This window comes from Pseudomonas sp. GW821-FHT02H06, from assembly GCF_059421525.1.
Map to the genome: position 1 here is coordinate 58770 of NZ_JBWKVD010000012.1, position 15220 is coordinate 73989.

General features: G+C 63.3%; 11 protein-coding genes. 4 read left to right on the forward strand and 7 right to left on the reverse strand.

Annotation, left to right across the window (positions count from 1 at the left end):
• Positions 1 to 29: 29 nt before the first annotated feature.
• From AC07VF_RS19025 to AC07VF_RS19040, 4 genes are all read right to left on the reverse strand, one after another.
• Positions 30 to 1133, reverse strand: a complete 1104-nt coding sequence (locus tag AC07VF_RS19025) for an alkene reductase (protein ID WP_495007996.1) — start codon at positions 1131 to 1133, stop codon at positions 30 to 32.
• Between the two features lie 58 nt (positions 1134 to 1191).
• A complete protein-coding gene (locus tag AC07VF_RS19030) occupies positions 1192 to 1773 on the reverse strand; it encodes a TetR/AcrR family transcriptional regulator (protein WP_495007997.1) in 582 nt (193 codons plus the stop codon).
• 70 nt (positions 1774 to 1843) lie between these two features.
• Entirely contained in the window at positions 1844 to 2329 is a 486-nt protein-coding gene (locus AC07VF_RS19035; protein WP_495007998.1) for a GNAT family N-acetyltransferase, read from the reverse strand.
• Positions 2322 to 3272 (reverse strand): LysR family transcriptional regulator, encoded by a 951-nt coding sequence (locus tag AC07VF_RS19040; RefSeq protein WP_495007999.1) that lies wholly within the window; start codon positions 3270 to 3272, stop codon positions 2322 to 2324. The genes AC07VF_RS19035 and AC07VF_RS19040 overlap by 8 nt, the downstream gene beginning before the upstream one ends.
• A gap of 130 nt (positions 3273 to 3402) precedes the next feature.
• On the opposite strand from AC07VF_RS19040, the gene AC07VF_RS19045 reads away from it, so the two are divergent.
• Positions 3403 to 3792 carry a RidA family protein gene (locus AC07VF_RS19045; RefSeq protein WP_108119461.1) on the forward strand — a complete coding sequence of 130 codons (390 nt, stop codon included), beginning with the start codon at positions 3403 to 3405 and terminating at the stop codon, positions 3790 to 3792.
• Positions 3793 to 3914: 122 nt separating this feature from the next.
• Complete coding sequence (locus tag AC07VF_RS19050; RefSeq protein ID WP_495008000.1) at positions 3915 to 4610, forward strand: tRNA (adenine(22)-N(1))-methyltransferase; 696 nt, start codon at positions 3915 to 3917, stop codon at positions 4608 to 4610.
• A gap of 66 nt (positions 4611 to 4676) precedes the next feature.
• On the opposite strand, the gene AC07VF_RS19055 is transcribed toward AC07VF_RS19050, so the two are convergent.
• Positions 4677 to 6098, reverse strand: a complete 1422-nt coding sequence (locus AC07VF_RS19055; RefSeq protein WP_495008001.1) for a sugar porter family MFS transporter — start codon at positions 6096 to 6098, stop codon at positions 4677 to 4679.
• A 108-nt stretch (positions 6099 to 6206) separates the two neighbouring features.
• Entirely contained in the window at positions 6207 to 8870 is a 2664-nt protein-coding gene (locus AC07VF_RS19060; RefSeq protein WP_495008002.1) for an ATP-binding protein, read from the reverse strand.
• A gap of 279 nt (positions 8871 to 9149) precedes the next feature.
• Between AC07VF_RS19060 and AC07VF_RS19065 the strand changes: the two genes are divergently transcribed.
• Both AC07VF_RS19065 and AC07VF_RS19070 read left to right on the forward strand, forming a co-directional pair.
• Entirely contained in the window at positions 9150 to 12053 is a 2904-nt protein-coding gene (locus AC07VF_RS19065) for a chemotaxis protein CheB (protein WP_495008003.1), read from the forward strand.
• A gap of 14 nt (positions 12054 to 12067) precedes the next feature.
• A complete protein-coding gene (locus AC07VF_RS19070; protein ID WP_495008004.1) occupies positions 12068 to 14317 on the forward strand; it encodes a putative bifunctional diguanylate cyclase/phosphodiesterase in 2250 nt (749 codons plus the stop codon).
• Here AC07VF_RS19070 and AC07VF_RS19075 read toward each other — a convergent pair.
• Positions 14270 to 15112, reverse strand: a complete 843-nt coding sequence (locus tag AC07VF_RS19075) for a phosphatase PAP2 family protein (RefSeq protein ID WP_495008005.1) — start codon at positions 15110 to 15112, stop codon at positions 14270 to 14272. The two genes, AC07VF_RS19070 and AC07VF_RS19075, sit on opposite strands and share 48 nt — an antisense overlap.
• Between the last annotated feature and the right edge of the window lie 108 nt (positions 15113 to 15220).

The following is a 15220-nucleotide window of genomic DNA, read 5'->3' on the forward strand; positions in this document are numbered from 1 at the left end:
GCTTGAAAACGGTGCGGTTGCCAGCGCTGTTAGTAAGTGCCCAGCGGCCAGTCGGTGTAGCCCTTGGCGCCGCCGCCGTAATAGCTTTCGCGCGGGGCGATGGTCAGTTCGGCGCCATGGCGCAGACGCGCAACCAGGTCCGGGTTGGAGATGAACAGGCGGCCGAACGCGACGGCGTCGATCTTGCCCTGGGCGCGGCGCTGGACGGCCATGTCCAGGTCGTAGTTGTTGTTGCCAATGAACGGGCCGTTGAACTGGGCGCTCAGGGCGTCCATGTCCACGCCTTCCGGCACTTCACGGGAGGTGGCGGTCGCGCCTTCGACGAAGTGCAGGTACGCCAGGTTGAAGCGGTTCAACTGCTGAATCAGGTAACCGTGCAACGCCATCACGTTGCTGTCTGGCGGCGTGTTGCCTGCATCCGGCGTCACCGGCGACAGGCGAATGCCCACGCGGTCATGGCCCCAGATATCGACGATGGCCTGGGTGACTTCCAGCGTCAGCCGGGCACGGTTTTCGATCGAGCCACCGTATCGATCGGTGCGCTGGTTGGTGGAATCGCGCAGGAACTGGTCGAGCAAATAGCTGTTGGCCGAGTGAACCTCGACACCGTCGAACCCTGCGCGCCTGGCGTTCTCGGCAGCGTGTTTGTACTGCTCGATGATGCCGGGGATTTCGTCGGTTTCCAGGGCGCGGGGCATCGACACCGGGACGAAGCCGTTGGCCGTGTACGTGTTGCCCTCGGCCTGGATGGCGGACGGCGCTACCGGGGCTTCGCCGTTGGGCTGCAGGTCGACGCTTGAGAACCGCCCCACATGCCAGAGCTGGCTGACGATCTTGCCGCCGGCCGCGTGCACGGCGTCGGTGACTTTGCGCCAGCCGGCGACCTGCGCTTCGCTCCAGATCCCGGGCGTCGCCGCATAGCCGCGTCCCTGGGCCGAGATGTTGGTGGCTTCGGCCACGATCAATCCGGCGGTGGCACGCTGGGCGTAATAGGTGGCGTGCAGTTCACCGGGCACGCCGTCTTCTTCGTATCGGCTGCGGGTGACGGGGGCCATGACGATGCGGTTGGCCATTTCGATGGCGCCCATGTGCACGGGAGAAAACAAGTCGGTGCTGTTACTGATATCAATCATTGAGAATTACTCGCATATTTGACCGGTCGTCTACCAATCTTTGAAAAAAAAGCGCCTGCTACCGAAGCAGGCGTTGGGTCAGGCTCATGGCCGTGTCGAAGGGCGTGGTGGACTTGTTCACTTTCACCAGAAGGGAAGCGCCCAGCCACAGTTGATAGAGGGTTTCGGCGAAGGCTTCGCTGCCTTCTTCGATGTGCAGGCTGCCGTCTGCCAGGCCCATGTCCACGCAGGTGGTGATGCGCTGGATGATCTTCGCCGTGCCGGCCTCCAGCACCCTGCGCATGTCCTCGGACAGGTCGCAGACTTCCGGGCCCAGCTTGACCACCAGGCATTTGCCTTCCGGATGATCGGTGCCCTGGGTCTCGATCCAGTAATCGAAGTAGGCCAGCAGCTTTTCGACGCCGGTGCCTGATCGCGTCATGACGGTGTCGACACGACCGAGGTACTCGGAGAAGTACTCATCGAGCAACGCAGCGCCGAACTCTTCCTTCGATTTGAAGTAATAGTAAAACGAGCCCTTGGGCACGCCCGCCGCGCTCACCACTTCTGCCAGGCCCACGGCGGTGTAGCCCTTGTGGGTCATCAGCGACTTGGCGACGTCGATGATGTGTTGGCGCATTTCCAGGTTGGGTTTCTTCATAATGCGCAGCACCTTAAGACAAAACTGACCGGTCGTCTACAAGAGGAAAGATGCGTGCGATGAACGGCGGTTACATCAACCGCATCCCCATTTCATACGCCCGCGTCTCAAACCCGAGCTCTTCATACAGCCGCCGCGCATGGGTATTGAAGCCCCACACCGACAGGCGAATGTCCTGCGCGCCGCGTTCCAGCGCCCACGCTTGCACGTGCTGGATCAGCCCACGGCCCAAGCCTTTCCCCCAGAAAACCTGGGCCACGCACACCGAGCCAATCCGCGCGAATGCCATCGGCTGCATCAAAGGCCCACCTGCTGAAAACATCCCCGCGCTGACAAACCCCGCCGGCTGATCCCCGACGAACGCCAGGAAAACCACCTGCTCCGGGTTGTTCAGAAAGCTCAGCCAGTGAGGGGCATCGCGGGTGTGATCGAGGGTTTCATCTGTGTAAATATCGGGACGCTCCGCGTGGTGAATGGCGTTGAGCAACTGCCCCAGTTCGCAGATCGCCGCCACGTCCTCGACCGTGGCTTGTCGGTAGCTGATCACTTCATCCATTGCGCGTCGCTCCTTGTACAACCGTTGCGGAAGATCGGCTCTTGTACCCGTCGCCCATCAACTCCACAACCCAGTCGATGAACACCCGCAGCTTGATGCTGATGTGCCGGTTGGGCGGGAAGGCCACGTACATCGGCATCGATTCCAGCTGCCAGTCGTCGAACAACGCCAGCAGTTCACCGCTGAGCACCGACGGCTGGGCCATGTACTGCGGCAGCCAGAGGGCGCCCATGCCGGCGAGACCTGCCGCGAGGTACGCGTTGCCGTCGTCCACCGAGAGCAAGTAGCGGCTCTGCACCTGAACCCTCTCGCCGTCCCGCTGCAGCACCATCGGGAACAGCTGCCCGGTGCGCGCCCAGCGGTAGCCGACGATGCGGTGCTGCGGGTCTTCGAGGTCACGGGGATGAGCCGGCGTGCCTGCGCGCTGCAGATACGCCGGTGCCGCGTAGACGCCCAGCTTCAGGTCGGTGATGTGCCGGGCCATCAGCGACTGGTCGGTGAGCTCGCCGCCGCGCACCACGCAATCGACGTTCTCGCCGATGAGGTCGATCATCCGGTCGCTCACGCCCAGGTCGATCTGGATGTCGGGATAGCGGGCGTTGAAGTCTGGGAGCGCGGGGATCAGCACCATGCGGGCGAACGGGCTGGGCACGTCGACACGCAAACGCCCTCGGGGCGCGGAGGAGGCAGCGGAGAGACCGGTTTCAGCGTCGTCCAGATCCGCCAGCACGCGCAGTGCACGTTCGTAGAACACCGCGCCGTCGGCCGTGACGTTGACCTTGCGCGTGGTGCGGTTGAGCAGCTTGACCCGCAACCGCGCTTCAAGCTGCTGCACCAGTTGCGTTACCGTGGTCTTGCTCATGTGCAACGTGCCGGCGGCCTTGGTGAAACTGCCGGTTTCCACCACTCGAACGAACGCCTGCATCGCGTCGAAACGGTCCATCGCGCCACCTTATTGTTTGGTTAATCCAAACAGTCTTGATCAAGGCTGCTGGTTTATCCAGCGAATCCGCCGCCCTACAGTCTGCCCATCGAAACGACGGAGCCTCCCGCTCCGCTGAAGGAGAAGACCCATGACTGTTCGTGACGTTGTATTCCCGCCCGGCCGCCACGCGTTGTACGAGCGCAATCGCTACTCACCGGCGATCAAATCCGCCGGCTTGCTGTTTGTCTCGGGCCAGGTCGGCAGCCGCGAAGATGGCTCGCCCGAGCCCGATCTGCGCGCCCAGGTCCGCCTGGCGTTCACCAATCTCAACGCCATTCTCAATGCCGCCGGCTGCACCTTCGATGACGTGATTGACGTCACCGTGTTCATGGTCGACCCGCAGTCGACCTTCGAAAAGGCCTGGGAAGTGGTGCCGGAGTTCTGGGGCGAAGCGCCGCACCCGACCATCACCGCCGTAGGCGTTACCTGGCTGTATGGCTTTGATTTCGAGATCAAGGTCATCGCCAAGCTGCCTTAGTACCCGATGCTCAAGCCGCCGGCCACAACTCAACGCAGTTGAAATCCACGCCACAGCCCGACAGACTCACGCCCCGTTTCGGCAGGTCGTGCCGGGCGGTGGCGAGATAAGGGGCGGCAACGTTGAACGAACACACATTGTCCAGGCGCCTGGAGCGGGTGGCGGCGCTGGTGCCGGCCGGCGCGCGACTGGCCGACATCGGCTCCGATCACGCCTACCTGCCGGTGGCGCTGATGCGCCGAGGGCTTATTGCGATGGCCGTGGCGGGGGAGGTGGCGCCGACGCCGTTCAGGGCGGCCGAACGTACGGTGCGCGAGAACGGCTTCGAGGAGCACATCCGCGTGCGTCTGGCCGATGGCTTGGCGGCGATTGAAGCGGAGGACGGCATTACCGCGATCAGCCTCTGCGGCATGGGCGGCGAGACGATTCGCGACATCTTCGAGGCAGGTAAATCGCGTCTGAATGGAAAGGAACAACTGATTCTGCAGCCCAATGGCGGCGAGCCTGAGCTGCGTCAGTGGTTGATGGACAACGGTTATCGCATCGTCCATGAGGACGTGCTGCGGGAGAACCGCTTCGACTACGAAATCATCGTCGCCGAACGCAGCGGGCCGGTGGTGTACAGCCCTGAAGCGTTGTACTTCGGCCCGTTGTTGATGGCGGCGCGCAGCCCGGCGTTTCTCGACAAGTGGCGGCGCCTGCTGCGTTACAGGCAGCGCACGTTGGCCAACTTGCAACGTGCGCGGCAGGCGGTGCCGGAAGACAAGCTTCGCGACACCGCGCAGCACGTGCGCTGGATCACCGAATTGCTCGGCTGAACGTGCGCGGTCTCAGCCCTCCTGTTTCAGGTCCCGGACCCAAGGCCCGGAAGCTGAAACTTCGTCTCACAGCTCTTTCTTCATGTGCTTCTCGATCTGCTCCAGGGACTTGCCCTTGGTTTCCGGCAAGCACAGGAACACGAAGATCAGCGAGCCGATGTTGATCGCCGCAAACACGAAGAAGGTCGGGTTGCCGATCGTGTCCACGGCGATCGGGAACAGGAACGCGACGGTCGCGTTGAACAGCCACTGCATCGACACCGCGGTGCCGGTCAGCAAGCCCCGGACCTGCATCGGGAACAGCTCGGACATCAGCAGCCAGTACACCGGCGAGATGCACATCTGCATGAACAGCAGGAACACCAGAATGCACGCCAGCGCGGCATAGCTCTGGGTCAGGTTCTGCGGCATGAACATCAGCACGCAACCCAGCGCCGCCTGCATCATGATCACGATGACCAGACCGGTCATCAGCAAGTGACGACGCCCGTAACGGCCGATGGCCCAGATCCCCAGCAAGGTCGCGATGACCGAGACGATGCCGTTGCCGATGGTCGCGGTCAGTGCAGCGTTGGTGCCCATGCCGGTGTGTTTGAGGATGATCGGCGTGTAGTACATGAACGCGTTGACGCCGGTGAACTGCGCGGTAAAGCCCAGCCCGACGCCGATCAGCAAAAGCTTCAACACCCACGGCTGACGCAGCAATTCGCGAGCGGCGACGCGCTTGTGGGCTTCTTTCTCCTGGGTTTTCATTTCCTCGACTTCGCGCTTGGCGGCGTCTTTGGTGTCGCGCAGTTGTTCGAGCACCTGCTGCGCTTCATCGAAACGACCTTTCAAGGCCAGCCAGCGCGGCGACGGCGGCACGAAGAACGTCCCGATCAGCAGCAAAACGCCCGGGACCATGGCGATGGCCAGCATGTAGCGCCAGATGCCGGGGGTGTGCAGCAACGCCGCGAGCACCGCGCTCAGCACGTAGGCCAGCAACTGGCCGCTGACGATCATCAGCTCGTTGCGGCTGACCAGTCGCGCGCGGCGCGAAGGACCGGCGATTTCGGCGATGAACACCGGCACTGTGGCCGAACCACCGCCAACGGCGATGCCCAGCAGAAAGCGCGCGGCGACCATGAACGGCACCGACGGCGCAGTGGCTGTACCGAGGGCGCCGACGATGAACAACAGCGACAGCATGCGCAGGGTCACGCGTCGGCCAAAACGGTCGGACAGGTAACCGCTGGCCAGCGAGCCGAAGGCGGCCCCGACGATCAGCGATGCGGTGATCAGCCCTTCGCTGACGGGGTTCAGGCCAAGACCGCCCTGATCGAGCGGCAAGGTCATGAAGGGCAGAGCGCCCGCGATGATGCCCGTGTCGTAACCGAAAGCGAGTGCGCCCATGGTGGCGACAAGGACCGAGATGAAGATCAGACGACGCGGCGAAGTGCGCTGCTCGTCTGGTTGGCCTATGGCGGCGGATGGGGTGCTGGAAGACATGGAAACCTAAACCTCTCGTGGAACTGGCGTTGTGCCGGTTCGCTGACGTCGTGCTTAGGGGCATGCCGGGCCTGTGAGTTCCGTGAGAGGGCGAAAAAACCTGACCGATCAGTCGTGAGCGAGAGCGCCAGCCTGGAGCATCTCGCCGACCTTCTGCGCGAAGACGTTCATGCCAAAGGGCTTGAGCAACACGGCCATGCCGGTTTCCAGTTGATCGCCGCCCACCGCCGAGTTTTGCGCGTAACCGGTGACGAACAGCACATCCAGGGAAGGCAGCAGGGCGCGGGCGGCGTCGGCGACCTGTCGGCCATTCATCCCGCCGGGCAGGCCAACGTCCGTCACCAGCAGATCAATCGATGCCATCGAGCGGAGCATTTGCAACCCCGACGGCCCGTCCATGGCTTCGCTGACCTGATAACCGCGTTCGCGCAGGGCGTCGCACATCAGCATGCGCACGTGGGGCTCGTCGTCGATGACCAGCACGCTTTCGCCACGGCTGTGGGGCTGCGACGGGCAGCGGGCAGTCGCTTGTTCGCGGTCACCCAGATGGCGCGGCAAGTACAGCGAGATCGTCGTGCCCGCGCCGTGGGTGGAGCGCGCCTGAATGGTGCCGCCGGACTGGTGCACAAAACCGTGAATCATCGACAACCCCAGGCCTGTGCCCTGGCCGATGGGTTTGGTGGTGAAGAACGGGTCGAAAATCCTGTCGAGGATCTCCGGTGCGATGCCGGTACCGCTGTCGCTCACGCTGAGTTCAACGAAGTCGCCTGGGGGCAGCTGCGCCGCGATCCCCGCGACGTGGTCAGCGGAGACGTTGCGGGTCTGCACGGTGAGTACGCCGCCGTTGGGCATGGCGTCGCGGGCATTGAGCGTCAGATTGACCAGCGCGCTTTCCAGCTGCGGCGCGTCGATCTTGCTGAGCCACAGGTCGCCGCTGGCAATGGTGCTGATGCTGATGGACGGGCCGATGGTGGACGCGATGAGCTGACCCATGCCCGCCACCAGCCGATTGACGTCGGTGGGCTTGGGGTCGAGGGTCTGGCGACGGGAGAACGCCAGCAGCCGCTGGGTGAGGGTGGCGGCGCGATTGGCCGAATCGTGGGCGGCATTGACGTAGCGATCCAGGCCGTCGACCCGGCCGTTGGCGATGCGCCGCTCGATCATTTCCAGGCTGCCGATGATGCCGGCGAGCAGGTTGTTGAAGTCGTGGGCGATGCCGCCGGTGAGCTGCCCGATGGCTTCCATCTTGTGCGCCTGGCGCAGGGCCGAATGGGCTTCGGACAATTCCTGCGAGCGAGCCTGCACTCGTTGTTCAAGGGTTTCGTTGGCGCTCTGCACCTGCTGGAACAGCGTCGCGTTGTCGATCGCAATGGCGGCCTGAGCGGCCAGGGCTGACATCAGGTTTTCGTGGCGTGGGGTAAATTGAGCGGGCTCGGTGTGGCCGTAGAACAGGCCGCCCAGCACGTCACCCGAGCGCGACACCACCGAGACCGCCAGGTAGCTGCGCACCGGCGCATGGCCGGCCGGCAAGCCAAAATGCGGCGTGATGCCGCCATAGCGCGGGTCCGGCAGGATGTCGTCAGAGCGCATCACGCCCTCGGTGAGGAACGCCGGTGCGAACACCGGACAGGCCCGCGGCCCTGGCAAGTGCGCCAGTTCGGACGACGGAGCGCCCGACAGCGTGAAGAGGTCAAAATGACCGCTGGTGGCATTGTGGAAATACCCGCCGATCTCCGCGCCCGTCATCTCGCGGCCGGCATCGGTCACGGTCTGCACCAGGCGTTTGAGGTCCAGCTCCAGGGCCAGCTCGGTATTGACCCGGTTCAGCGTTTCCAGGGTGCGGGTTTCCTCGCGCAACGCCGCTTCGCTGGCCTCCAGCGCGGCTCGGGAGATATGCGCCTCGGTCACGTCGTAGCCTTCACAAAAGATACCGGTGACCTGACCGGTCTCATCGAGCAGCGGCTCATAGATGAAATCCAGATAACGCACTTCGCACGGGGCGTCGGGATGACTGAGCTGGATCGGGGTGCGTTGCTGCACCAGCCGCTCGCCGGTGCTGTAGACCTCATCCAGCCATTCGTAAAACCCTTGGCCCACCAGCTCCGGGAACGCTTCGTAAATGGTCTTGCCCACGTAGTCGCGCTCGCCGAACAGCCGGGTGTAGGACTGGTTGACGAATTCAAAGCGGTGCTCGGGGCCGTTGAGCACGGTGATGAAGCCGGGCGCCTGCTCGAACATCTTGCGCTGGCGGACGAGTTCTTGCGCCCGGCGACGCTCGGCCAGAATACGGTCAGTCACCTCGTGGCCCTGATTGAGGATGCCCGCGATACGGCCGTTTTCGCCGCGAATGGGCGTGAGGCTGTAGTTCCACCAGCTTTCCTGCGCCCGCCCGCCGCGTTCCATCATCAACAGTTGGTCGAACGTCGAAAAACCTTGGGCGTCCCGGTAGGCCGCCTCGAACTGCGGGCCGACGACGTCCCAGATGGCCGACCAGACTTCCCGCGCCGGGCGCCCCAGCACGGCCGGATGGCGATCCGCCGGAATCGGCGCCCAGGCGTCGTTGTACAGCAGGCAGAAATCCTCGCCCCAATAGATAGCCGTCGGGAAACTCGAATGCAGGCAGATGCTGATGGCCGAGCGCAGGGACTGCGGCCAGCCCGCCGGCTCGCCCAACGATGTCGACGCCCAGTCGAAGTCCCGGATCAGCTGCCCCATTTCGCCGCCGCCCAGGAGAAAATCCAGGGGGGCAATTTGTACGGTGTCCGACTTCATGGGTGACGTCTCGACGCAGTGGTTCAGAGAAAGGATGGACTGGGGACGCAGGAAGAGATTTCCGCTTCTGGATGAACGGCAATCAGGCGCCACGCCGTGACCCGTGCTGCACTAATATGGCACTGAGCTATCAGGGTCTGGGCGGGCGCCAGTGTGACATCAATGCGTTCGCCTGTCTGGCCTATCGCGTGTCCGGCGGGCGATGGTGGCATATCCGCCATTGCCGGGTGGGCTGGCAGCGGGCATCATCCCCGTCCATTCGACACATGGAGGCGTCCCGTGCCCGACACCGCGCTGCACAACCGCCCGCAAGGCCGCCTGCTCGTCGGGCTTGGCGCGTCAGCGGGCGGCCTGGAAGTGTTGCAGCGCTTCCTGCGATTGATGCCAAGCGACTCCGGGATCAGCTTTCTGGTCATCCAGCATCTTGCGCCGACCACGCCCAGCCTGCTCACCGAAATCCTCGCCCGTTCGACCTCCATGACAGTCGTCGAGGCCACCCATGGCGCGACCCTCGACTCCGACACTCTGTACGTGATCCCGCCGCAGTACGCCCTGAGCGTCACGGCCAATGCGCTGGTCCTGACCCGCTACGAGGGCGAGCGCGGCCACCATCTGCCCATCGACGCCTGCTTCGCGTCGATGGCCGAGCATCACGGGGCGAGGGCAGTCGGCGTGATTCTGTCCGGGACCGGGTCAGACGGCACTGCCGGCTGCCGGGCAATCCTCGACCATGGCGGCCGAACCCTGGTGCAATGGCCGGAAGAGGCGACCTACAGCGGCATGCCCAACAGCGCGATTCAGGCGGGCAACGCCAGTCATGTCCTGAGCGTCGAGCAAATGCCTGGGGTACTCACCGGCGCCAGGGACCCGGACGGTCCTGCACCGTCGATCAGGCAGGGGGACGCCATGCAGCAGATTCTTCTGCACCTGCGCAGCATGACCGGCCATGATTTCACGCAGTATAAAAAGAGCACCATCGCCCGGCGGATCGAGCGGCGTCTGCAGATCATGCACCTCGCTGGTGAGGATGATTACCTGCGGCTGCTGAAGAACTCGGCAGAGGAGTGCAAGTCGCTGTTCAACGAGTTGCTGATCAACGTCACTCAGTTCTTTCGTGACCCTGCTGCGTTCACGGTCATGCAACGGCAGATCCTCCAGCCGATGATCGACGCCAAGGCTCCCAATGAGCCGCTGCGAGTGTGGATCGCCGGTTGCGCCAGCGGCGAGGAGGCTTACTCGGTGGCCATTGTTCTGCATGAACTGCTGCACGCGCAGGGGCAGGCCGCCGGTGTGGTGCCGGGCATTCAGGTGTTCGCCACCGACCTGGACGCCGACGCCATCAGTACCGCCCGCGCCGGTTTTTATCCGCAGACCATCGCCAGTGACGTCAGCGCCGAACGCCTGGAGCGTTATTTCAGCCCCGTTGAAGGCGGCTACCGGGTGAAGAAGGAAATCCGCGAGATGATCGTCTTCGCGGTGCAGAACGTGATCAAGGATCCGCCCTTCACCCGCATCGATCTGTTGTGCTGCCGCAACCTGATGATCTACCTGGGGCATGCGCTGCAGAACCGCCTGATTCCGACCTTTCACTACGCGCTCAAGCCTGACGGCGTGCTGTTTCTGTCACCCTCCGAGAGCATCGGCGGCCATGCCACACTGTTCACGCCGTTGCAGCGCAAATGGAAATTCTACCGGGCCGTGAAGACCCGAACCCCCAAATCCATGCCGATGGACAGCACGCTGTCGTGGCTGCCCAAACCCATCAGCCGACCTGCGGACCGCCCTGCGACCATGACCAAGGAAACCAACATTGCCGAACTGACCCGCCGGGCGCTGCTGCAGGACTTCGGCCCTGCCTCGGTGGTCACCGATCTGACCGGCAACATTCTGTACGTCCACGGCGACACGGGACGCTACCTGCGTCCGGCGCCGGGGCAGGCCAGCCTCAACGTGGTTGAAATGGCCCGCGAAGGCCTGCAGCTGGACCTGCGCGGTGCGGTGCAACGTGCCGCCCTCAGCGCCGAACCGACCTCGACCCAGCCGTTGCAGGTCAGCAGCGATGGCGCGACGCGCTGGGTCAGCCTTAGCGTGCGCCGGATGGGCAACACGGCTCAGGGCGAGCAATTGCTGCTGATCACGTTCCAGGAACCGGCCAGCGGCGTAGATATCCCGCCGGACGCATTGCCCGCCACGGCCGCACATCTGGCGCCCGAACGTGTCAGGCTGCTGGAGCACGACCTGGCTTACACGCGGGAGAACCTGCAGGCGACCATCGATGAATTGCAGCACCTGAACGAGGAGCTGGGCGCGGCCAACGAAGAGATGCAATCGACCAATGAAGAGCTGCAGTCATCCAACGAGGAGCTGGAAACCTCCCGTGAAGAACTGCAATCGGTCAATGAGGAACTGGTCACCGTGAATGCCGAGCTGCAGGCGAAAATCGAGCAGCTCGGCGACATGCAAAACGACATGAAGAACCTCCTCGACAGCATCAATATCGGGACTATATTTCTTGATACAAAGCTGATTATTCGCCGCTTCACGCGCGATGCCGTGAAGATCTACCGCCTGATTCCCAAGGATGTGGGGCGGCCACTGGCCGATATCTCTTCGTACATTCACTCCCTGGACCTGCTGGTCCCCGCACAGGAGGTGCTCGACATGCTGATCCCGCAAGAGATCGAGCTGTGCACTGTCTCGGGCAACTGGTTCCTGGCGCGGCTGGCACCGTACCGCACGCTGGACAACGTCATCGACGGCGTGGTGATGACCTTTCACGACATCAACAGCCGCATCGCTAACCAGAAGGCTGTGCAGGCTGCGCGGGAACTGGCGGAGGCCATCGTCGACACGGTGATCGAGCCGTTGCTGGTGCTGGATGAAAACCTCTGCGTCGTGTCCGCCAGTCGTTCCTATTACCGCACCTTCCCGACGACCGAGCCGTTGACCACCGGCCGCAAGCTCTTCGAACTCAACAACCGACAGTGGGATATCCCGGCGCTGCGGCAAAAGCTCGGCACGATTCTGGAAAGTGACACCAGCTTCGACGGTTTCGTCGTGGAGCATGAGCTGACCGGCTCAGGGCCGCGGGCGATCACCCTGAATGCCCGTCGGGTGGTAGGGGACGGCACGCGTCCGCACCTGATTCTGTTGGCGATGCAGCCTGAACGTTCGCAGACCTGAGGCGCGGGAGGACCATGAAGACGCCGCCCTCTGCGCCCCATATCGCCCAACCCGCCGACCCGCTCGACGACCTGGATGACAACGCCCGGCTGCTGCTTGACCTGCAATTGCATCAGGTTGAATTGCAGACTCAGAACGAGGAACTGCGCGCTGCGCAATCCGCATTGGAAGCCTCGCGCGATCTCTATCTGGATTTGTATGAGAACGCGCCGGTGGGCTACCTGACGCTGACCCCGCAAGGGGTCATTGAAGCCGTCAACCGCACCGGCGAGACACTGTTGACCTACCCACGTCATCGCCTGCTGCAGCGCCGTTTTGCCGGCCGTGTCGTCAGCCGGGACCGCGACCATTGGCAGCAGGTATTCGCCCGGGTCTGTCGCACGGGCCAGGCGCAAGAGTGCGATCTGAGCCTGGAGCGCACCGACGGTACGCACTGGCAGGCGCGGCTGAACTGCGCGCGCCCCGGCGGCGAGTCAAGTGGCATTCGGGTGACCCTCACCGACCTCACCGCGCGCCGCCAGATCGAGCAGCGACTCAACCTCGCCGCCAGCGTGTTCACCCACGCGCGGGAAGGCATCATGATCACCGACCCGGCCGGTGCGATCATCGAAGTCAACGACGCTTTCACTACCATCACCGGCTATGGACGCGAGGAGTCGATGGGCGAGAATCCGCGCTTCCTCGCCTCCGGCAGGACCCCGCGTGCGCAGTACGTCAGCCTCTGGCACAGCCTGCTCTCGGAGCGTTACTGGCAGGGCGACTTGTGGAACCGTCGACGTGACGGATCGGAGTACGCCGCGCGGCAGACCATTACCGCCATCGTCGATGCCCGTGGCGTCACTCAGCATTATGTGTCGCTGTTCACCGACGTCACCGAACTGCACAGCTATCAGCGTCAGCTGGAATACGTGGCCCATTACGACCCGCTGACCCATTTACCGAACCGCGTCCTGCTGGCCTCGCGCATGCAGCAGGCGATGGCCGATGCTTTGAGCAACGGCACCCGGCTGGCGCTGGGCTACCTGGACCTTGACGGCTTCAAGGCGATCAACGACCTGCACGGGCATGACGTGGGTGATCGGGTGCTGTCCAGCGTGTCGCGACGTATGCAGCAGGCGCTAAGCGATGCCTGCACGCTGGCACGCCTGGGCGGAGATGAGTTTGTGGCGCTGGTTGTCGATCTCGATCAAGTCTGCGACAGCGCGCCGATGCTTGAGCGACTGCTGGCGGCCGCCAGCGAAATGGTGCAGGTGGGCGCGCTGAACCTGACGCTCTCGGCGAGCATCGGCGTCAGTTACTACCCGCAGGACAACGAGATCAGCGCCGATCAGTTGCTGCGCCAGGCCGATCAGGCGATGTATCAGGCGAAACTCGAGGGCAAGAATCGCTTCCGCGTGTTCGATGCGCAGCATGACCAGGAGATGCGTGGGCACAACGCGCGACTGGACCGTATCGATCAGGCCATTCGCGAGGAGGAATTGCGCCTGTATTTTCAGCCCAAGGTCAACCTGCGCACGGGCGCGGTCGTCGGTGCGGAAGCCCTGCTGCGTTGGGAGCATCCGGAGCGCGGACTGCTGTTGCCGGGCAGTTTTCTGCCGCTGATCGAAAGCAGCTCACTGGCGGAAGTGGTCGGGGAGTGGGTGCTCGAAAGTGCCTTGAGCCAGATCGAGTGCTGGCAACGGGAGGGGCTGCGTCTGCCCGTGAGCATCAACGTTGGGGCACGGCAACTTCAACACCCTGATTTCGTGGCCAACCTGACCGAACGGCTCGCGGCTCACCCTGATGTCGGGCCGGAAATGCTGATGATCGAGATTCTCGAGACCAGCGCGCTGGAAGACGTCGAAGGGGTCTCGCGCACGCTGCGTGCCTGCGAACAACTGGGCGTGAGATTTGCCCTGGACGATTTCGGTACAGGGTATTCATCCCTTAGCTACTTGAAGCGCTTGCCGGTGGCGCAACTGAAGATCGACCAGACGTTCATTCACGGCATGCTCGACGCCCCCGGTGATATCTCGATCCTGCAGGCGATACTGGGCCTGGCCAGTGCGTTCGGTCGCGAAGTCATCGCCGAGGGCGTCAACAGCCCCGCCCAGGCCTCACGCCTTTTGCAGCTTGGTTGTGAGGTCGTCCAGGGGTTCGGGATCGCCGAACCAATGCCCGCGACGCTGATGCGCGGCTGGATCGACGCCTGGCTGGCTGACGCGCTCATGCCACACTTACAGATCAGTGACCTGATTGGGGCCGGGCACCGACCGCCTCCGTAGCGCGGGCCTGACCTCGTCGACGGGCGCAGAAGCGATCTGTCGCCAGCCATAGAAGGCAAGGGCGGTGAGCAGCGCCCCGATCCACACAATCACCCCGGCCCAGAACGTGTGCGACATGAAGTGCCAGCCCTGCAGGACGCGCGTGGTGCCGTAGATCGCGCCCAGAACCATCGACGCGTAAAGGATCGCCCGGGCGTGGCGCCACTGATGACGCCGCGCGACGAAGTACAGCGCGACCATGGTGAAGCCGCCGGAGGCATGCCCACCCGGCCAGCAGCGACCGGCGCCAGCTTCATGGAACAGGCTGAAATTCTCGAACCACTCCCTTTTCTCCATCGTCCCGCCGTACAGCGTGGTTTCCACGGGGCAGTAGATGCTGGTGTGGCTTTTAAAGAAATGGATCATGCCGGTGATGATTGCAAACGACACGACGATGTACAGGAAGTCCCGCCGGTGGCGAGCCGTGAAGCGCAGCACCGGGGCGATGCGCAATGTCTCCAGCGACCTGATCAGCCGGTCGTGCCGCCCGGGTTTGAACAGTGGCCAGATAAACGACAGGATTGAGCCAATGATCGCGGCCTCACCGGTGAGGTCGGGAATGATCCGCGGCCAGCGGTGGGTCAGGTTTTCGAACAGGCGGTTATGGCCGTAGGGAAACTCGTGATTAGGGTAGTACAGCCAGTTGCTGATCATCTCGTCCAGGGACGTGAGGTCGAAGACCACGAATATCGCCAGCGCAATGGCGATCGGTAAACCCAGGTTCCAGGCATAAAATCGTGATCGTTCGCTTCGCACGTTGAAATGTCCCGATAAGCGTAAATTATTAACTTCGCCCGGCCATTGCCGGCCGCTGGTGGAACATAGACATGCGGAGGTCAAGCGGCAGTGAAGGGAATGTGAAAA